General features: G+C 70.9%; 19 protein-coding genes. 9 read left to right on the forward strand and 10 right to left on the reverse strand.

Annotated features, from left to right (window positions below):
* Positions 1–16: 16 nt before the first annotated feature.
* Positions 17–775 carry an IclR family transcriptional regulator gene (locus tag ACIA77_RS23905; RefSeq protein ID WP_395888166.1) on the forward strand — a complete coding sequence of 253 codons (759 nt, stop codon included), beginning with the start codon at positions 17–19 and terminating at the stop codon, positions 773–775.
* A 7-nt stretch (positions 776–782) separates the two neighbouring features.
* Here ACIA77_RS23905 and ACIA77_RS23910 read toward each other — a convergent pair whose 3' ends face one another.
* From ACIA77_RS23910 to ACIA77_RS23935, 6 genes are all read right to left on the reverse strand, one after another.
* A complete protein-coding gene (locus tag ACIA77_RS23910; RefSeq protein ID WP_395888167.1) occupies positions 783–2,057 on the reverse strand; it encodes a nitrate/nitrite transporter in 1,275 nt (424 codons plus the stop codon).
* A gap of 59 nt (positions 2,058–2,116) precedes the next feature.
* Complete coding sequence (locus tag ACIA77_RS23915; protein WP_395888168.1) at positions 2,117–3,079, reverse strand: PDR/VanB family oxidoreductase; 963 nt, start codon at positions 3,077–3,079, stop codon at positions 2,117–2,119.
* Positions 3,076–3,588 carry a hypothetical protein gene (locus ACIA77_RS23920; RefSeq protein ID WP_395888169.1) on the reverse strand — a complete coding sequence of 171 codons (513 nt, stop codon included), beginning with the start codon at positions 3,586–3,588 and terminating at the stop codon, positions 3,076–3,078. The genes ACIA77_RS23915 and ACIA77_RS23920 overlap by 4 nt, the downstream gene beginning before the upstream one ends.
* 35 nt (positions 3,589–3,623) lie before the next feature.
* A complete protein-coding gene (locus tag ACIA77_RS23925) occupies positions 3,624–4,913 on the reverse strand; it encodes an aromatic ring-hydroxylating dioxygenase subunit alpha (RefSeq protein ID WP_395888170.1) in 1,290 nt (429 codons plus the stop codon).
* A gap of 45 nt (positions 4,914–4,958) precedes the next feature.
* Positions 4,959–6,086 (reverse strand): alcohol dehydrogenase catalytic domain-containing protein, encoded by a 1,128-nt coding sequence (locus tag ACIA77_RS23930; RefSeq protein WP_395888172.1) that lies wholly within the window; start codon positions 6,084–6,086, stop codon positions 4,959–4,961.
* A gap of 253 nt (positions 6,087–6,339) precedes the next feature.
* The gene (locus ACIA77_RS23935; protein ID WP_395888173.1) at positions 6,340–7,392 is read right to left on the reverse strand and encodes an RNA polymerase subunit sigma-70; all 1,053 of its coding nucleotides are present in this window, start codon (positions 7,390–7,392) and stop codon (positions 6,340–6,342) included.
* A 126-nt stretch (positions 7,393–7,518) separates the two neighbouring features.
* Here ACIA77_RS23935 and ACIA77_RS23940 point away from each other — a divergent pair, with 126 nt between their 5' ends.
* Positions 7,519–7,926 (forward strand): 4-oxalocrotonate tautomerase family protein, encoded by a 408-nt coding sequence (locus tag ACIA77_RS23940; RefSeq protein ID WP_395888174.1) that lies wholly within the window; start codon positions 7,519–7,521, stop codon positions 7,924–7,926.
* Here ACIA77_RS23940 and ACIA77_RS23945 read toward each other — a convergent pair.
* Together ACIA77_RS23945 and ACIA77_RS23950 are read right to left on the reverse strand one after the other, a co-directional pair.
* Complete coding sequence (locus ACIA77_RS23945) at positions 7,916–8,866, reverse strand: RNA polymerase subunit sigma-70 (protein WP_395888175.1); 951 nt, start codon at positions 8,864–8,866, stop codon at positions 7,916–7,918. The genes ACIA77_RS23940 and ACIA77_RS23945 overlap by 11 nt on opposite strands.
* 5 nt (positions 8,867–8,871) lie before the next feature.
* Positions 8,872–9,432 carry a dihydrofolate reductase family protein gene (locus tag ACIA77_RS23950; protein ID WP_395888176.1) on the reverse strand — a complete coding sequence of 187 codons (561 nt, stop codon included), beginning with the start codon at positions 9,430–9,432 and terminating at the stop codon, positions 8,872–8,874.
* An 81-nt stretch (positions 9,433–9,513) separates the two neighbouring features.
* On the opposite strand from ACIA77_RS23950, the gene ACIA77_RS23955 reads away from it, so the two are divergent.
* Positions 9,514–10,455: an LLM class F420-dependent oxidoreductase gene (locus tag ACIA77_RS23955; RefSeq protein WP_395888177.1), complete on the forward strand. Its 942-nt coding sequence runs from the start codon at positions 9,514–9,516 to the stop codon at positions 10,453–10,455.
* A gap of 37 nt (positions 10,456–10,492) precedes the next feature.
* Here ACIA77_RS23955 and ACIA77_RS23960 read toward each other — a convergent pair whose 3' ends face one another.
* Positions 10,493–11,248 (reverse strand): arylamine N-acetyltransferase, encoded by a 756-nt coding sequence (locus tag ACIA77_RS23960; protein ID WP_395888178.1) that lies wholly within the window; start codon positions 11,246–11,248, stop codon positions 10,493–10,495.
* A 98-nt stretch (positions 11,249–11,346) separates the two neighbouring features.
* Here ACIA77_RS23960 and ACIA77_RS23965 point away from each other — a divergent pair, with 98 nt between their 5' ends.
* Complete coding sequence (locus ACIA77_RS23965; RefSeq protein ID WP_395888179.1) at positions 11,347–11,991, forward strand: TetR/AcrR family transcriptional regulator; 645 nt, start codon at positions 11,347–11,349, stop codon at positions 11,989–11,991.
* 11 nt (positions 11,992–12,002) lie between these two features.
* On the opposite strand, the gene ACIA77_RS23970 is transcribed toward ACIA77_RS23965, so the two are convergent.
* Complete coding sequence (locus ACIA77_RS23970; protein ID WP_395888180.1) at positions 12,003–12,644, reverse strand: TetR/AcrR family transcriptional regulator; 642 nt, start codon at positions 12,642–12,644, stop codon at positions 12,003–12,005.
* Positions 12,645–12,784: 140 nt separating this feature from the next.
* On the opposite strand from ACIA77_RS23970, the gene ACIA77_RS23975 reads away from it, so the two are divergent.
* From ACIA77_RS23975 to ACIA77_RS23995, 5 genes are all read left to right on the forward strand, one after another.
* Positions 12,785–13,348, forward strand: a complete 564-nt coding sequence (locus ACIA77_RS23975) for a DUF4863 family protein (RefSeq protein WP_395888181.1) — start codon at positions 12,785–12,787, stop codon at positions 13,346–13,348.
* A complete protein-coding gene (locus ACIA77_RS23980) occupies positions 13,345–14,091 on the forward strand; it encodes a nitroreductase (protein WP_395888182.1) in 747 nt (248 codons plus the stop codon). Before ACIA77_RS23975 ends, ACIA77_RS23980 begins: the two co-directional genes overlap by 4 nt.
* A gap of 175 nt (positions 14,092–14,266) precedes the next feature.
* Positions 14,267–15,646 (forward strand): MFS transporter, encoded by a 1,380-nt coding sequence (locus ACIA77_RS23985; protein WP_395888183.1) that lies wholly within the window; start codon positions 14,267–14,269, stop codon positions 15,644–15,646.
* Positions 15,647–15,762: 116 nt separating this feature from the next.
* Entirely contained in the window at positions 15,763–16,389 is a 627-nt protein-coding gene (locus ACIA77_RS23990; protein ID WP_395888184.1) for a nuclear transport factor 2 family protein, read from the forward strand.
* Between the two features lie 148 nt (positions 16,390–16,537).
* Positions 16,538–16,921, forward strand: a complete 384-nt coding sequence (locus ACIA77_RS23995; protein WP_395888185.1) for a MerR family transcriptional regulator — start codon at positions 16,538–16,540, stop codon at positions 16,919–16,921.
* Positions 16,922–17,042: the final 121 nt, after the last annotated feature.

Here is a 17,042-nt window from a genome sequence, read left to right on the forward strand (position 1 = left end):
AGGTGAGGACACAGGGGTGACACGCGCGAAATCCGGCGCCGACAGTGCGCGCCGAGCACTGGACATGCTGTTCGCCTTCACCGAACAGCACCCGAGCGCCTCGGTGAAGGACCTGGCCGAGCAGCTCGACATCCCGGTGCCCTCGGCGCACCGCTACGTCGCGATGTTGCGGGACATGGGCCTGATCGAAGAAGGCGCCCGGGGCCGCTACCACCTCACGATGCGGGTCGCCGCGCTGGCCCGGGCCGCCCGGCAGGCCACGCCCATCGTGGACCTGGCCGAGCCGCCCATGCGGCGGCTGGCCGAGCAGAGCGGCGAAGCGGTGCTGCTGATGCGCATGGTCGCCGGCCGGCCGATGTGTTTCCACCGCGTCGAAACGCCCAGCCGGTTCCGCCTGTCGTTCGAACCGGGCCAGCCGCTGCCGCTGCTGCGCGGCGCGAGTGTGCGGCTGTTGCTGGGTGCCATGACCGTGGACGAACGCACCCGCTACCTCGACGCCGCGCTCGAATCCGGCGCCCAGCCGCCGGCCCACGGCCGCGACGAGTTCCTCGCCGAGGTCGAACGCGACCTCGCCCGCGGTTACTCGATCAGCAACGAGGAGATCGACGAAGGCGTGTGGGCGGCTTCGGCCGCGGTGTACGACGGCGGCAAGCCGGTCGCCGCGATATCCGCGCCGTGCCCGGCGTTCCGCATGGACGAGGACCGCAAGAACCTGATCGTCGAACTCGTGCGCAAGGCCGCGGCCGAGCTGAGCCACGCGCTCGACCCGCGCTGAGCCCGGGTCACGCCGCGTGCGACGTCGGCGTGCCTGCGGGCGCACCTTCGGGCGTGGTATCGGGACGACGTTCGCGGACGCCGAACATCAGCACCGTCGCCGCGAGCGGACCGGCGGCGAGGGTGGCGAACGCGGCGAGGAACGATCCGGTGCTCGCGAAGACCGCGCCGACGACCACGGGGACGATCGTGGTGCCCAGCTGCCAGATCGCGTTGGTCGTGCCCGCCGCGGTCCCGGTGACGCTCGCCGGGACGAGCGTCGGGACCAGGGCGACCAGCAAGGTCGTGGCCGCGTAGGCGAACAGGCCGAGCACCGCGCCGACCCAGAAGAACGAGGCCGTGGCCGCGAGCGCGCCGAACCCGATCAGCAGGACCCCGAACACGCCCATCAGCACGATGATCAGCGTCTTGCGGCGGTGCGGGAAGAACCTGTCGGCGATGAACCCGAGCAGGGGCTTGGAAATCGCGGCCATGACCGAGAAGACCACGACGACGAGGCCAGCGGTGGCGGGCGCGATGTGGTGCCCCTTGATCATGAGCGCATTGGCCCAGGTGACGAACCCGTACACGCCCCAGAAGCCGCCGAACCCGGCGAGGCACACGACGAACAGGTTGCGGTTGCGCACGACGAGGGAGAAGTCGGGCAACAGCTTGCGGCGGGTCCCGGGGTTGCGGGCCACCGGCGGCGCGCCCAGCGGGCCGGGTTTGAGCGCCACGAACAGCACGGCGGAGAAGGCGATCGAGGTCGCGCCGAAGAGGTGGTAGCTGGTTTCCCAGCTGTGCCAGGCGATCAGGCTGGGCACGACGGCGTTGGCGATGCCGAGCCCGACGGAGGTCGCGGTCAGGAAAACCCCGATCACCAGCCCGAGTTCGTTCGGGCGGAACCAGGTGGTGATCATCCGGATGCCGGCGGCGTAGTCGGCACCGGCGAACAGCCCGACCAGCGCCTGAACGGTGATGCCGAGCGCGGCCGAGTTGGTGGAGCCGAACACCATCATCAGCACGCCGGCGCCGAACAGCGACGCGGTGAGGGTGCGGCGGCTGCCGATCGCGTCGGACAGCACCCCGCCGATCGCGTTCGACACCACGTAACCGACGTAGTACGCGGTCGCGAACGCGCCGAGGCTCGCGAGCGGGACACCGAGGCCCTGCCCGACGAACACGGCCGCCGGGCCCCAGGTGGAGCGGTCGATGGAGGTGAGGGTGAAAGACGCCCAGCACGCGAACAGCACGAGCCAGCGGTAGGGGGACACGGCGATCGGAGCCGCCGGGACAACGCTCATCGTTGAGCCTCCGTGGTGGGGAACAGCCGGGAAACCGGGGCCGGGGAGGAAGGCCGCGGCTAGAGGTCGAGCACGAGCCGGGCGGACGCGCAGCCGCCGACGCAGATCATCATCGTGGTGTTCTTCGCGCGTTCCTTCGGGCTGAGGAGGGTGTCGCGGTGCACGGGTTCACCCTCGAGCACCTTGGTTTCACAGGTTCCGCAGAACCCTTCTTCGCACGAATACAGGACGTCGGGGAGCTTCTGGCGCACCGCGTCGAGAATGGACTGTCCGGGTTGGACGGTGACGCTGCCGCCGGTCCGGGCGAGTTCGACGTCGAACGCCGCACCGCCCGGGGCGGGTTCGGCCGGTGCGGCGGTGAAGCGTTCGAACCGCAGAGCCAGCGCGGGGTTCTCCCGCTCGACGGTGCCGGCCAGCGCAGTGAGCAATCCGCCCGGCCCGCACGCGTACAGCATCGCCCCCGCCGGGGCGCCACGGACGATCTCCGTCAGCGGCAGCGGTCCCTCGACGTCGTCACTGCGCAGGTGGAGCTCCCCCACACTGCGCTCGGCGAGTGCGGTCAGCTCGCGGGTGAAGGCGAGGGTGTCGCGGCGGCGGCCGCCGTAGTGCAACTCCCACGGCAGCCCGCGGGCGGCGACGCGGCGGATCATCGCCAGCAGCGGCGTGATCCCGATCCCGCCGGCGACGAAGACGTAGCGCCGCGCCGGTTCGAGCTCGAACCGGTTGCGCGGCCCCCGGATCCGCAGCTCACGTCCGACCAGGGCCGTGTCGTGGAGCTCGGCCGAACCGCCGCGCCCGGCCGCCTCCCGCAGAACGGCGACGGTGTAGTCCGCCGAGTCCGGTTCGCCGCACAGGGAGTACTGGCGGACCGAACCGGACGGCAGCACGAGATCCAGGTGCGCGCCCGGTTCCCACGGCGGTAACGGGGTGCCGTCGCCGGCGCGCAGCCGCAGGGACACCACGCCGTCGGCTTCCCAGCGTGCTTGCACCACGCGCACGGTGCGGGTCTGCTCGGTCGTCATCGCGGCCTCCCCTCGCTCACCGTGTCGCGGGCGCCGCCGCGAAGCACCTGCAGGAACGCGGTGACGAACGTGTCGTCCTTGAGGATCACCACGTTGTCGGCCGCTTCGCGGATCGCCGTCACCGCGCGGTGCGCCGCCGGCTCTGCCCACCGGGCCCCCGGGCTGACGACGATCGCGCCGAGCAGCTTCCCCGCGAGCCGGGCCGCGTCGCCGATCGCGCCGACCGCACCGCGGTCCACCGCCGCGAGGTCGTGGGCGAACAGCACGACGACGTCGGCCTCGTGCACCGCGCGTTCGACGGGGCTGCTGACCGCGTGGCCTTCGCCGGTGACCGGCAACGGTTCCGGTTCGAAGCTCTCTTGCGCGGACAGCAGGAACGCGTCGGCGGCAGTGATCCCCGCGAGCTCGCGCCCGGTGCGGGCGGTGGCCCAGGCCCGGGCGTCGTCGTCGAGCGGGATCAGCAGGACACCGGCCTCGTAGGACCGGCGTGGCCAGGAAACCTCGGCCATGGGCTGGCTCCGTCCTTTCCGGATCGGTGTGCGGATCAGATGGACACGAACTCTTCGCCCGGGTGGACGACGAGCGCGTCGCGCGCGCCTTCGTTGAACGGCACCGACTTGGGCAGCAGCACCGAGGCCGAGCGCACGCGGTGGTGCTCGACGTGGTCCCCCGGCAGCGAGCCGCTGTTCTCCGTGGCATCTTCAGCGGCGGCGAGCAGGCGCCGGCGGGCGAGGATGATCGCGGCGTCGCTCGTGCCGAGGCGTTCCTTCGTGCGATCCACGATCGCGCCCATGCTCTCCTGCAGCGAAAAGTCCTGCGCCGCAATGCCTTCGACGCCGCTGAAGCTGCGCTTCTCGCGCTGGGCTTCACGGTCGATGAGGTAGTCGTTGTCCTTGTTCGCCAGCGTCCGGTACGTGCCGGGGAGGTACTTGGCGTGGATCCCTTCACCGCGGCGCATCGACGCGACCTCGTCCTCGCGCAGGTCCCGGGTGGGGTGGTAGTTCCAGCTCCAGGCCCAGCAGGTCTCGTCGTCGATCGGCACCCAGGCGTGCCCGCCGAGCGGGTTGTGCGTGCCGAACGGCGGGATGATCGTGTACCACGGCATGATCCACTGCGTGATCCGCCAGTAGTACTGCTCGTCATCGACGTTGCGGCGGGCGCCGATCAGCAGGCCGCCGTCGGATTCGATGACCTCGAACTTCGGGCGGGTGTCGGCCTTGAGGTACTCCAGGCCGGCGGTCCCGGCGTGCATCGGGTCGTCGTCCATGTTGAAGCGGTGGGCGAACGATACGTGGCTGGAGTCGATGCCACCTTCCATCGCCTGCATGAAGTTGGTTTCCTGCAGGCGTTTCGACACGAACCGCTGCTCGGGGCGCAGCGTCAGCCACTCCAGCTCCGGCTCCGCGGGCTTCAGCTCGGACGGCCCCAGGTAGGTCCAGATCACGCCGCCGCGTTCGACGCACGGGTAGGCGGTCTGCTTGATCTTCTCCCGGAAGCGGCTCTCCGGCGGCTCGGAAGGCATGTCGACGCAGTTGCCCTCGACGTCGTACTTCCAGCCGTGGTAGGCGCACCGCAGCCCGCACTCCTCGTTGCGGCCGAAGAACAGCGACGCGGTGCGGTGGCTGCAGAACTCGTCGATCAGCCCGATCCGGCCGTGGGTGTCGCGGAACGCGATGAGCTTCTCCCCCAGCAGCTGCACCCGCACCGGCGGGCAGTCGGGCGCCGGGATCTCCTCGGCCAGCAGCGCCGGAATCCAGTAGCGGCGCAGCAAGGTGCCCATCTCGGTACCCTTGTTGGTGTGGACCAGCCGCTCGTTCTGCTCGTGGGTCAGCAAGGAAACTCCTCTTCCGTGGTGGTGTGGCCGGGTTGCAGGCGCGGGTCAGCCCGAGGGGCGGACGACGACGTGCGGTGATTCCGGGCCGGTCCCGGCGGCCAGGCGCGCCAGCACGGCGGCGGTGTCGGCCAGCCCGACTTCCACCGTCGGGACGGCCTCGAGCCCGGAATCCCCGGCCGTGAGCGACTCGATCGCCGCAGCGACGGCTTCCGGCGAGCGGCCCCGCACCGCCGCGATGCGCAGGCCTTGCCGGACCATCAGCGCGGAGTCGAACGAGACCTGGGCCGGCTGCTTCGGGTGCGTCAGCACGAGCCGCCCGCCGTGCGCGAGCACGTCGGCCGCGGGACCCACGACCGACGGATCACTGCCCACGGTGTCGACCACCAGATCGGCGGAACCCGGTGCCAGGCCGCCGATCCGGCCGTCCGCGGGGTTCACGACGAGCGGTGTCGCCCCGAGTGCCTCGGCCATCGCGAGCCGTTCGGCGTCCCGCGGCAGCCCGGTGACCACGACCCGGCCGGCGCCGAACCGGCGGGCCGCCGCCGCGACCGCGAGGCCGTGGTAGCCCGGCCCCAGCACGACAACGGTCTCCCCGCCGCGCACCGAGCCGGCGCCGGTGACCCAGTCGATCGCGTTGGCGTAGGGCAGCACCCACGCCGCCAGCTCGTCGCTCAGCCCGGCCGGCACCCGGTGCGTCACCGCGTTGGCGGGCAAGAACGTGTACTCCGCGTTGCCGCCCGTCAGTCCGGGCCGCTCCGCGGCGGGAATCAGGCCGACCCGGCGGCCGCCTCGCCACAGATCGGTCGCGGGGCACAGCCGGTACGGCCCGGTCGCGCACGTCTCGCACCGCCCGCACGGCAGGTACTCCTCGAGCACCACCCGGTCCCCGATGCCGAGGCCTCGCCGTCGCGCCGCCTCCGCGCCCAGCGCCGCCACTCGCCCGACCACGTGGTGGCCCAGCACCGTCGGCGCCGCGACACCACGACCGAACAACCCGACGTCCGTGCCGCAAATCCCCGACGCGATGACCTCCAGCCACCCCTCGTCCGCCTCCGGCGGCACGACCTCGAACGACCGCAGCTCACCCGTCGCGTCCGGCAGCGCCACGCTCGCGCGCGCCGTGGCGGGCAACGCCGCGGTTCGCCCCGCCTCGGCTCGATCCGAGCGAGTCATGCGCGCCACCTCCGTTATTATCGCTGTGCGATATCTCTACATCGCTATGCGATAGGACCATAGGCTGGGCGCGTCGAAGACGTCAAGCGCCGGAGAGCGCAGGGCTCGAATTCGCGACGACCGCTCCGCTCAGTGCGCGGTCCTTCGTTGCCAGGTCGGGCTCGGCGATGGGCGGTCGGTCCAGGCGGTGCTGGTCCTGCTCACAGCTGAGGTCGGCGCCCTACCGAACCGTTGCGGTGCAACGAATCCTCGGTCACCACTCGGCGGGCAGCCCGCACAGCGGGAAGAGCCGCGGCAAGTGGAACAGCGCCATCTCGGTGATCAGCTCACGTTCGACGGTGAGGACGAGCAACGCGAACGGCCGGAACCGCGCGTTCCCGTCGCGGAGGTAGATCCCCAGGGCGGGCTGCCGGTTCGCCGCGGTGGCGGTCGCCCGGACGCGGCCGGTCATGCCCGGCGTGAACGCGTGCGCGGCGAGGAACTCCGTGATCGCGTCCCGCCCGTCGTACCAGGACGTCGTGGGCGGCATGACGAGCCGGGCCCGCGCGCCGAGCAGCGCGGCGACCTCGTCGACGTCGGTGCGCTCCCACGCGTCGACCATGCGCGCCAGCAGGACCTGCTCGACCTCGCTGAGCCGGGCGATCGCCCGGCGATCGGCGTCGTTGCGCACCCAGCGCCTCCTGAGCGTTTCCCGTGCGCGCTGCAGCGCGCTGTTCACCGACGCCACCGTCGAGCCGAGCGCGGCGGCCGTGTCCGCGGCCGGCCACTCGACCACGTCCCGCAGGATGAGCACGGCCCGCTGCCGCGGGGGCAGGTGCTGGATCGCCGCCAGGAACGCCAGTTCGGTCGCCTCCCGCCGGACCAGCATCGCCTCGGGATCCACGCCGGCGGCCACGACGTCCTCGAGGAGCCGGTCCGGGTAGGGCTCCAGCCACGCGAGATCCGTACCCGGGCCGGGATCGGCGCGCGGATCCGCCGGCCCGGCGACTTCCGGCGGCGTAACCCGCCTCGGACGGCGCCGGAGCGCGTCGAGGCAAGCGTGCGTCGCGATCCCGTAGAGCCACGCGCGGAAGGTCGAACGGCCCTGGAAGCTCGCCCGCTTGGCCCACGCGCGCAAGAACGTCTCCTGAACCAGGTCCTCCGCGTCCTGGGTCGACGCCGTGAACCGGTAGCAGTGCAGGTGCAGCTCCGCGCGATGGCGTTGGACCAGCGCCGCGAACGCGCGCTGGTCACCCGCCAGCGCCGCCGCCACCTCGTCGTCCGGCACCGCGGACCGCGGGCCGGCCGGGCTCGTCACCTCGGTCACCCCCGTATGACGCACCGGGCGCCGCGGATTCATCGGCCGGCCGTCCGATGAGTCCGCGCCCGGCGCCGCGTCACACGTACCGAGGGCACCAGCCCGACCCGAGACGAACACGACAGGAGAACCACCGTGCCGCAGTTCTTCATCGAAGCGCCGGAAGGCATCCGGCCTAAGGCCAAGCAGGCGATGATGCGGGACGTCTGCGCCGCCCTCGACGAGGCGTACCGCATCCCCGACGTCCGCGTCTGGCTGCGCGAGTACCCCGCGGAGAACGTCGCCCAGGACGGCCGCGCCGAAGCCGAGCCGATCCGTCCCGTGTGCTTCCTCGAAGCACCGGAGCTGCACAGCGTCGACGCCCGCCGGACGCTGTCGAACAAGATCCACTCCGCGATCCGGCAGGCGTACGAGGGTCTCGCCAACACCGACGAGACCCTCATCCTCATGAACTTCTACCCCCTCGAAAACGCCGGGTTCGCCGGGCGCATGCAGTCCGACAACCCGCAGATCGTGACCGCGGTGAACCGGCTCAACGCCTGACGCCGACGTGCGCCGGGTCGTCCGGAAAACCCGCGGCGGCGACGAACGCCGGGTCGAGGAACGTCGTGATCGCCACGAGGTGCGTGGCGTCGGTGGCCAGCACCGCGAGCCCGAACGGCCGGAACGGCTCGTCGAGGTGCTCCCGGTGGTAGGCCACCGCGGCGGGTTGTCCATTGGCGACGGTCGGGAACATCCGGTAGTGGCCGGGCGCCGTGAGCACGTGGGCCGCGAGGAAGGGCACGCAAACGGCCTTGCCGGCGAGGGACAGACCCGACGGGACGACCTCCAGGGTCGCGTCGTCCCGCAGCAGCCGCGTCAACGCCGGGATGTCGGCGGTCTCGAAGGCCGCGATGTAGGTGTTCAGGACGGCGCGCGCCGCACTCGAGTCCGGCTCGACGAAGGCGTCGGGTGTCGGCGTCACTTCGTCGAGCCGGGCCCGGGCGCGCTGGAGGGCGCTCTTCACCGCGGGCACGGTGGTGCCGAGCACCTCGGCGATCTCCTCCGCGGGCAGGGCCAGCACTTCCCGCAGCAGGAACGCGGCCCGTTGCCGCGGCGGCAGGTACTGGAGGCTGGCGACCAGCGCGAGCCGCAGCGTCGAGCGCCGTTCGGCGACGTGGGCGGGGTCCTCGGGCAGCGGGTCGAGCCACAGGACGTCGGCCGCCGCCAGGGGAACGTCGGGGTCCTGCCCGGGTACCCCGAGCCCGGCCGGCAGCACCCGGCGCCCGCTGCCCTTCAGCGCGGTGAGGCACACGTTCATGGCGATCCGGTACACCCACGTGCGCACCGAGGAGCGGCCTTCGAACGCATCGCGGCTTCGCCAGGCCCGCAGGCAGGTCTCCTGCGCCAGGTCCTCGGCCTCGTGCACGGAGCCCGTCATGCGGTAGCACAGGGCCACCAGTTCCGGCCGGTAGTCCGCCAGCTCATCCCACAGTTCGGTCAACGCGGTCAGCCCCGCGCCGGCCGGTAGCGCAACGACACCAGCCCGGGGTCCGCGCCCGGCGCCGCGCTGATGAGCTCCCACGAGCTGCCAGCGTCGCCTTGGGGGGAGAAGGGTTCGCCGTCGGGGACGATCACCGGCACGACGGTCATCGTCAGCTCGTCGACCAGTCCCGCCGCCGTCAGGGTGCGCCCGAACCGGCCGTGGCCGTAGACGATCAAGTCCCCACCCGCCTCCCGTTTGAGCGCGGCGACCGTTTCCACGACATCGTCGCCGAGCACCTCGGTGTTCGTCCACTCCGGGTCCCGCAGGGTGGAGGAGAACACGTACTTGCGCAGGCCGTTGAGGTGCGCCGCGTATTCGCCGGGGGTCGCCGGCCATTGCCGGGAGAAGATTTCGTAGGTGCGCCGGCCCATCAGCATCGCCGAGCAGTCGCGCAGCGCCGCCAGTGAGGCGGCCGCACTGCCCGGACCGAAGTAGGGGCCCGCCCACTTCAGCGGTTCGCTGATCACACCGTTGAGCGACACCAGGGTGCTGAGCACCAGACGCCGCGGAGTTTCCCTCGTCATGAAGAGTTGGACCAGCCGCGGCGCGAAAAGGAATCGGTCCCCCGACGATTCCTTCGCGGCTCCCCCGCGGTCTGACCTCCCATGGAACTGAGCTACTACCTGCCCACCGGGACGACCCACGAGTTCGCCGGCTACACGAGCCCGGTCGCCGCGTTCGACAAGCTCCTCGAACTGGCCCGCGTGGCCGACGAATCCGGCTTCACCACGATCTGGGCCCCGGACCACTTCATCCCGTTCGGCCCGTCGGGGTCGTTCGTGTTCGAAGCCTGGACCACCCTGGCGGCGCTGGCCCGCGAAACCGGGACCGCCCGGCTGGGCCAGCTGGTCACCGGCAACGGCTACCGCAACCCCGCCCTGCTGGCCAAGATGGCCTCGACCCTCGACGTCATCGCCGGCGGCCGGTTGACCTTCGGCATCGGCGCCGGCTGGTACGAGGACGAGTACCGCGCGTTCGGCTACGACTTCCCCGGCGCGGGAGAACGCCTGCGCCGGCTGGAAGAGTCGTTGCAGATCATCGCCGAACTGTGGACCGGGAACCCGGCCACCTTCGCCGGCCGCTACTTCAGCACCGACGGCGCGGTGAACCTGCCCACCGGCGTCCAGGCGCCGCACCCGCCGGTGATGGTCGCCGGCGGCGGGGAGAAGGTGACGCTGCGGCTGGTCGCGCTGTACGCCGACCTGTGCAACGTGCAGGACTCGCCGGACGAGGTCCACCGCAAGTACGAGATCCTCGCCCGCCACTGCGAGGCCGTGGGCCGCGACTACTCGGCGATCACCAAGACGTCCACGACCTACTGCATCATCGCCGACACCGACGACGAAGCCCGCGCGTCGGTGCCGCCGTGGGCGCCGCTGGTCTTCCCGGGCGACCTCGGCGGCTACGGCCTCGTCGGGACGATCGACACGATCCGCAAGCGGCTCGACGTCTACCGCGACGCCGGGGTGGACGAGCTGATCGTCGGCTTCCAGAACGCGCTCGACGCCGACACCCTGCGGACCTTCGCGGCCGAATTCGTGCAGTGACCGGGCTTCGGGGGTCGTCGAGCCGGGGCCCGGCCGATCAGCCGGTCGGCACCCGGTCGAGGACGATGCCGAAGCGTTCCTCGTAGGCCCGGAGGATCGCGCGGTCTCCGTCGAGCACGCGCTCGGTGCGCTCGGCGCCGGTCGTTTCGATCAGGCGGCCCCCGGCGATCGTCACGCGCCCGCCGGGGGTCACGAGCGAGCACGTCGGCCCGTGGCCGAAGGGCGATTGCGGGGAGTTCGTGTGGAACCACGCCATGGCCTGGAAGTCGGCGAGGGCACGGGGACGCGGCTCCAGCCGGTAGACCACGTCCCCGTCGTGCAGCACGTCGACGTCGCCGTGCGGCGCGGGCCGGGTGGTGAACCGGCCCGCCGGATCCAGCTGGTCCGCGCTCGTGCCGATCCGCAGGGGCCGCACGCTGGACCGGCCGAACCCCACGTCGATCAGCCACGGCTCGGCCAGCTCGACGCGCAGCGCCAGGTGGTCGAACGGCGGGCCGAACCCCCCTTCGCGGCGCAGCACGCGGCCGGCGAGCAGCTGCACCTCGAAACCGAGGTGGTGCAGCAGCAGGCCGAACGCGCCGTTGAGTTCGTAGCAGAACCCGCCGCGGCGCTGCCCCACGATCTTGTCGAGCAACGCGGGTTCCGCGAGGTCGATCGGCCGGCCCAGGTAGCGATCGAGGTTTTCGAACGGCACCGTTTCGAGGTGGCGGCGCTGCAGCTCGCGCAGCGCGTCGAAATCGGGCACGGCGGGGCGGACCGCGCCGATCCTGCGGAGGTAGCTCTCGACGTCCACGATCTCGCTCCTCCGGCCACTCGAGGGTTTACGTTACAGATAGTGTATGTAACTATCAAGGTAACAGAGCTGTCGGAATTCTCGGCGAGGTGTCACCCATGGCTCGAGCACGCGCACTGACCGCCACCAGACCCGCCGACGAGGGTCCCCGCCCGAGTGGCCGGCCCCGCGACGCGGCGCTCGACGAGGCGATCATCCTCGCGACCCGGCGCCGCCTCGTCGAGCGGGGCTACTCCCGCCTGACGATCGGCGACATCGCCGCCGACGCGAAGGTCGGGCGCCCCACGCTGTACCGGCGCTGGAGCAGCAAGTTCGAGCTCGTCGTCGACGCGCTCGACTACGGGTTCCGCAAGCAGCACGACATGTACGAACTGGACCTGAGCGGGCTCGAGCCGCGGGCGGCGCTCGTCGAGGTGGTCCGGCGGCTCGACCCCACGTACTTCAACCCGGACGCGATGGTGCTGATGGGCAACTTCGCCGGTGAATCGATGCACACGCCCGAGCTGCTCGAGGTCCTGCGCAAGCACGCGGTCGAACCGCGGGTCGAGCTCGTGCAGAGCGTGCTGACCCGGCTGCAGCACCGCGGCGCCGTGCGCGAGGACATCGACAAGTGCACCATCGCGACGCTGTGCTTCGGCAGCTACCTCGCGGCCTTCTACCGCGGCGAGTCCGAAGTGGACCTCGCCGAATCGGTCGTCTCCGTGCTCTGGCCCGTGGTCGAGAAAAAACCGGGAACGCGCTGACCCCGGGCCCATCAGCGCCGCACCGCGATTCCCGGCCACAGCACGGAAACAACCTGCTCGGCGAGACCGCTGCGGTCGTGCTCGGCGCGCAGGAACGCCGCGAAGTAGCTGCCGAAGCACATCGTCGCGATCGTGTGCCGATCGATGTCGGGCCGCACCTCGCCGCACTCCTGCAGATCGGCGAGGACGCCTTCGAGGTGCGCGAGCCGGGGCTCGACGGCGTGCTCCAGCACGATCGCCAGCAGTTCCGGCGTTCGGGTCGTTTCGCTCATGAAATTACCCATGAGGACCATCGCGTCCGGGTTGTAGTAGCACGGATCCAACCGCCGGACGGCCTCCGTCAGCGCTTCGGGAGCCGGGAGGTCCGCGAGCTCCCCGGCGGGGTAGGCGTCGCGCTGCGCGCGCAACCCGTAGTCGATCGCCTCGATGGTGAGCTCGAGCTTGCCCGGCCAGCGCCGGTAGACCGTCGGCCGGGACACGCCGGCGTCGGTGGCGATGTCCGCGATGGTCATCCTCGAGTAGCCGTCGAGGACCAGCCTCCGGCGCGTGGCCGTGATGATCGCTTCGTCGCGCCCGGGATCCAACGGCCGGCCACCGCGCGACGGGGCTGTCGCTTCTCCGGCTTCGGGGTCCGCCTTGCGTGAGTCCGTCATGGCTTGATTATCGGGCTGTCCGGCCGGCACCCGCCTCCGTTCTCAAACGTTACAGCTATTGACTGTAACGTTCGCGCTGTCTTACCGTCTTCGAGTGCGGGGCTTCCCGCTCCGGCAACGACGCCAGCAGGAGACAGAACATGAGCGCGACACCCGAAGACCTGATCGAACGCAGCATCCCGTTCATCAACGAGGTCAAGAACCGCACGGCCGGCGTCGAGCTGGAAACCTGGCTCAACCAGCACCGCGGTCCCGGTTCCGAGCTGTGGGACGATCTCGCCCGCATCATCAAGGACGGGGTGGCCGACGGCTGGGCCGCGAACGTCGAGGTCGACGGCCCGAACTACCGCCGGAGCCGGATCATCGAGCCGAGCGAGCGGCTCAGCTGGTTCAGCATCACGGCCGTCTACCTCAACAGCGTGCCGCTGTTCTGCGGCGAGTACCACCAGCACCCGTACGGCGAGATCAACATGGTCGTCCCGCTGGACGAAGGTGCGCTGCTGCGCGGGCCGCGCGGCTGGCAGGGTCCCGGGTGGACGTCGCCCGAGCCGGGCAGCCACCACTACCCCGAGGTCGTGGGCGGCTCGCTGATCGCCCTGTTCTACCTGCCCGCGGGCCGCATTTCCTACGACATCACGGTTCCCGACGACTACGAGTTCATGGTGCCCGACGGCTACCGGATGTCCGCGGCCGACGGGCAGTGACCGAGACCGCCGAGCTGATGACCGACACCACCACGAAAGTCGCGCCCCCTGCCGCGACCGTCGTCGAGGCCCTGCTGACGCGCCGCAGCGTGCGGGCGTTCTTACCCACGCCGGTTTCGCGGTCCGAAGTGGAGTGCCTGCTGGCGCTCGCCGCACACTCGGCGAGCAACTCCAACAGCCAGCCGTGGCACGTCCACGTGCTGACCGGCGAACCGAAACGCCGGCTGACCGGCGCCCTCTGGCAGGCGCTGGACGCGGACGGCCGGGTCGCCGAGCGGGAGTACCCGTACCAGCCGGCGCCGGACGACTGGGAAGAACCGTTCCGGACCCGGCGTCGCGTTTTCGGCGAAGGTCTCTACCGCGAAACGCTCGGGATCGCCCCGCACGACGCCGAAGGCCGCCTGGCGCACCACCGGCGGAACTACGATTTCTTCGGCGCTCCCGTCGGTTTGATCCTCACGGTCAGCAGGACTCCGCTGGCCGGCGCGCTCGTCGACGCCGGGCTGTTCCTGCAGGCGCTCATGCTCGCGGCCCGCCACGCCGGGCTCGACACCTGCCCGCAGGCGTCGTTCATCGACTTCTACCCGGTCCTGCGACGACACTTGAAGATCCCGGACGATCAGATCATCGTCTGCGGACTCGCCCTCGGCTACGCCGACCCCGAGCACCGCCTCAGTCGTCATCGGACGGTGCGCGAACCGGTCAGCACCTTCACCACGTTCTACAGCGAAGAACCCTGCTGACCCTCGGGCCAGCCTCCGTAAAACCCTTCTGTGCCGGCCTCTTTCACCGGCGGCACGGAGAACGGCCTGAGTACCAGGGGAGGCGCTCAGGGGTTCCCGTTCCCACCCGGACTTTCCCGGGTTCACGCCCACATTCGCGGGGGGCCGTGCATCCCACACGAAAGGCGATCTCGCCGTGCCTTCTCAACTTTCACAACCGCGCCGCACCGTGCGCCTGGACGAGCTGATCGACGGACGGCCGGTCGGCGGCTTCCACTTCCTCGTTCTGGCGCTCACCGGTTTGGTCATGTTCCTCGACGGCCTCGACACCCAGGCGATCAGCTTCGTCGCCCCGGCCGTCGCCAGGGAGTGGTCGCTGCCCGTGGCCGCTCTCGGCCCGATCTTCTCCGCCTCGATCGTGGGGCTGATGATCGGCTACCTCGTGCTCTCGCCCCTGGCGAACCGGGTCGGGCACCGCAGGCTCGTCATCGTCTCCACGGCGTTGTTCGGGGTGTTCACCCTGCTCTGCGCGCTGGCCGGGAACGAGACGCAGCTGATCGTGCTGCGGCTGCTCACCGGCGCCGGGCTCGGTGCGGCCATCCCGAGCGCCGTCGCGCTGGCCAGTGAGTTCGCACCCGCCCGGCGCCGGTCGACGTTCGTCATGTTCATCTACTGCTGGCTGGCCCTGGGCTTCGTCGCCGCGAGCCTGATCTCCGGAGCGGTCATCCCGGCCTGGGGCTGGCGGCCGATGTTCGTGCTCGGCGGTGTGCTGCCGTTGCTGCTCGCCTTGGTGCTGCTGGGATTCCTGCCCGACTCCCCGAGCTACCTGCTGCCGCGTGATGCCGCCCGGGCCCGCGCCACGCTGTGCCGCGTCGATCCGCAGCTCGACCCGCAGACGCAGGTGCTGCCGGCCGAACGCGCCGGCTCGCCGGTGAAGGCGCGGTCCCCGCTGGTCGAGCTGCTCCGACGGCATTGGCTGGCCAGCACCGCCTTGCTGTGGCTCGCGTTCATGCTCAACCTGGGTGTCTTCTACGCCGTGCAGAGCTGGCTGCCCACGATCCTGGGCCGGCTCGGCCACGCCCCCTCGACCGCCGTCCTGGCCACGGCGCTGACGACGATCGGCGGGATCGCCGCGGCGCTGGTGATCGGGCCCCTGATGGACCGGCGCGGGCCGTTCGGCACGCTCGGCGTGGTCTACCTGCTCGGCGCGGTGTTCGTGTCGGTGCTCGCGTTCGCGGTCACCGGGCAGAGCTGGCTGGTGCTGGGCGCGGCGTTCCTCGCCGGCACCTGCGTCACCGGCGGCCAGATGAGCGTCGTCGCTCTGGCGACGGTGCTCTACCCGCCGCGGATCCGCCCGACCGGCGTCGGCTGGGCTCTCGGGATCGGCCGCATCGGCGGCATCCTGGGCCCGCTGCTGGTCGGCTTCGCCCTCGGCGGCGGGGCGGCTCCCCGGACCGTGTTCGTGGTGATGGGCGTGGTGTTCCTGGTGGCCAGTGGCGCGGTTCTCGCGCTGGCCCGGGTTTCCCGTTCCGTGCGAACCGGCTCGTGCGCGGCACAGCCCGTCTCGGGCGACTGACCACAAAGGACCGGGGCGGGGCTCGCTCGCCCCGCCCCCGGTCGCGCTTCACCCGTTGCAGAACGACACCGACGGCGGCCTCGACATCCGGGGCTGCCGCGAGAAAGGCTGGGCGCATGCCTCTTCACCCCGACAACGAGCAGATCCGCAAGGTCATCGAGGACTGGGCCCTCTACCGCGATTCCGCGCGGTGGGACGAGTTCGCGACGGTCTGGCACAGCGACGGCTGGATGACCGCGACGTGGTTCCAAGGCCCTTTCGCCGACTTCATCGAGGTCAGCCGCGCGGCGTTCGACGCGGGCGGCCAGATCCTGCACTTCCTCGGCGGCTTCACGTGCGAAGTCGCCGGCGACCGGGCCATCGCGCAGACGAAGATGAAGATCAAGCAGCGCGCGCCGGTCCACGGCACCCTCGTCGACGTGACCTGCACCGGCCGCTTCTACGACTTCCTCGCACGCCGCGAAGGCCGCTGGGCAATCGTGCGCCGCCAGCCGATCTACGAATCCGACCGGATGGACGTGGTCGACCCGGCAGCGTCGCTCAAACTCGACGCGACCGTGCTGGCGAGCTTCCCGCCCGGGTACCGCCACCTCGGCTACCTCCAGGAGGACAACGGCCACCGGGTGGTGCGCGACCTGCCCGGCCTGCGCGGACCCGCGGTCGAGGCACTGTACGGCGAGGGCCGCGCCTGGCTCGGCGGCTCGGCAACCCCCGGCGCCGTGCGCGTCGACGGTGCTTCGTGACGCGGGCACCCTCCTGGTGCCGGTGATCCGCACCCAGGTGCTGCCACCGTGAGCGCCGCCGCTCGTGCTGGGCGGCGCTCACGGTCCGAGTCGCACCGCGATTCTCAAACCTTCACATCCATGTGAAGGTCGAGGTAGGCTGGCGCACATGAGAATCGGCGAGCTCGCGCAACGCACCGGCGTCTCCCCTCGCCTGCTGCGCTACTACGAGGAGCAAGGGCTGATCACGCCCAGCCGCGCCACCAACGGCTACCGCGAATTCGCAGAATCCCACGTGGACGTCGTGCTGCAGATCAAAGGACTCCTCGACGCCGGACTGCCCACCCGCATCATCGAGCAACTCCTACCCTGCCTGGACAAGCCGGAAACCATCTACGTCCCCGACGTGACCCCGGAAATGATCACCACGCTGCAACACGAACAAGCCCGGCTGTCCGAACGCATCGACTTCCTCACCCGCAACCGCGACGCGGTCGCCGCCTACCTGGAAAAGGTGCTCAGCGTCAAGTCGGCGAACCACGCCATGACCTGACGACGTCGCCGAGACTCGGGCAGGTCGAATCGAGCCGGCTCTGCGGGTCTGTCCACTAGGGACAATCAGCCTAGGTGACCGAACGAAGTCGTTCGAGGACGCTTCGACGGAGTCACCGCTT

The sequence above is a fragment of the Amycolatopsis sp. NPDC051903 genome (assembly GCF_044452505.1).
GTDB lineage: Bacteria > Actinomycetota > Actinomycetes > Mycobacteriales > Pseudonocardiaceae > Amycolatopsis.

Excerpts from the sequence above, each read along its gene's own strand:
- ACIA77_RS23950 (WP_395888176.1), bottom strand. The coding sequence starts at position 9,432 with ATGACGAGGGAAACTCCGCGGCGTCTGGTGCTCAGCACCCTGGTGTCG.
- ACIA77_RS23995 (WP_395888185.1), top strand. The coding sequence starts at position 16,538 with ATGAGAATCGGCGAGCTCGCGCAACGCACCGGCGTCTCCCCTCGCCTG.
- ACIA77_RS23970 (WP_395888180.1), bottom strand. The coding sequence starts at position 12,644 with ATGACGGACTCACGCAAGGCGGACCCCGAAGCCGGAGAAGCGACAGCC.
- ACIA77_RS23920 (WP_395888169.1), bottom strand. The coding sequence starts at position 3,588 with ATGGCCGAGGTTTCCTGGCCACGCCGGTCCTACGAGGCCGGTGTCCTG.
- ACIA77_RS23930 (WP_395888172.1), bottom strand. The coding sequence starts at position 6,086 with ATGACTCGCTCGGATCGAGCCGAGGCGGGGCGAACCGCGGCGTTGCCC.
- ACIA77_RS23955 (WP_395888177.1), top strand. The coding sequence starts at position 9,514 with ATGGAACTGAGCTACTACCTGCCCACCGGGACGACCCACGAGTTCGCC.
- ACIA77_RS23965 (WP_395888179.1), top strand. The coding sequence starts at position 11,347 with ATGGCTCGAGCACGCGCACTGACCGCCACCAGACCCGCCGACGAGGGT.
- ACIA77_RS23975 (WP_395888181.1), top strand. The coding sequence starts at position 12,785 with ATGAGCGCGACACCCGAAGACCTGATCGAACGCAGCATCCCGTTCATC.
- ACIA77_RS23910 (WP_395888167.1), bottom strand. The coding sequence starts at position 2,057 with ATGAGCGTTGTCCCGGCGGCTCCGATCGCCGTGTCCCCCTACCGCTGG.
- ACIA77_RS23915 (WP_395888168.1), bottom strand. The coding sequence starts at position 3,079 with ATGACGACCGAGCAGACCCGCACCGTGCGCGTGGTGCAAGCACGCTGG.
- ACIA77_RS23990 (WP_395888184.1), top strand. The coding sequence starts at position 15,763 with ATGCCTCTTCACCCCGACAACGAGCAGATCCGCAAGGTCATCGAGGAC.